2 pseudogenes are annotated in these 1043 nt (G+C 61.7%); both read right to left on the bottom strand.

Going from position 1 to position 1043, the window contains the following annotated elements:
• Nucleotides 1-241: pseudogene (locus AQY21_RS11680) on the bottom strand (hypothetical protein); the annotation flags it as partial.
• 51 nt (nt 242-292) lie between these two features.
• Nucleotides 293-1043, bottom strand: a pseudogene (locus AQY21_RS29030) (N-methylproline demethylase); the annotation flags it as partial.

Below are 1043 nucleotides of genomic sequence, written 5' to 3' on the forward strand. Positions count from 1 at the left end.
AGACGGCCTGCACAGTCGGCCGGCCGTCTGCCTGGCGATTGGCCGGAAAGCTGGTGATCAGCTTGCTACCCAGATAGCGCCCCGCATCGACGGCGTGACGAGTGAAATAATGGTCGTCGCCCATCGTCATCATGACATCCTGCACTTCGATCCTCGGCCTGCGATGCGCGCGCTCGATGGCATCGATCAGGATCGGATAGGTCAGAACCCTCGAGATGGTGCGGGCATCGATGAAGCGCATGACATCCTGTATGGCGTAAGGAAAGGGCAGGGGCGGTGCCCGGAGGGGGGATCAAAGGTCCTTGCAGACCCTCATCGCGTCATACATGGCGGCATGGATGTCCCGACAGGCGACGGCATCCCCGATGCGGAAGAGTTGATAGCGGCCCTGTGGATTATCCTGGGCAGGGATGAGTTTGCCCTTGGCGAAGGCCTCCAGGTCGAAGCGGCCCTGGTTGGTCGAGTCTTCCTGGAGCTCAAGATAGAGATCCTCATTGGGCAGCGTTCCGCATTCGATGACCACCTGGTCGACCTGGCGCGTCTCGATCTCGCCGGTATATTCGTTTCTAAGCTGCACACCCAATCCGTTCGCGCTGCGCTCGACAGTGATGACACGGCGATCGGGAGTCAGGGTGACTCCGCTCCGATACAGGTTCCGGCGGTGAACGATGGCGTTGGTCGTGCCGATCCGGACGCCGATCTCGGGGTCCGGGGATACCAGCTCCACGGCACTCCCAGCGTTCGCGAGGTATTCGGCAACAACCGGGCCGGGATGGCTGCCATTGTCGTCATAGACGAGGACCCGCGGCGCCGGTTGCACAGCGCGGCTGAGCAGATCCCATGAACTGACGGCAAGCTCGCCACCATTGACCAGTTCCATGTTCGGGATGCCGCCGGTGGCGATGATGATGACATCCGGGTCCAGCGCCGTCACATCCTCGGCCTCGGCATAGAAATTGCTGCGGATGTCGACGCCAAGTGTTGTCAGGCGATCGGCAAGCCACCGGGTTATTCCCAGCAGGTCACGCCGCCAACTTACCTCG

Source organism: Paracoccus sp. MKU1 (assembly GCF_001447385.1).
Lineage (GTDB): Bacteria > Pseudomonadota > Alphaproteobacteria > Rhodobacterales > Rhodobacteraceae > Paracoccus.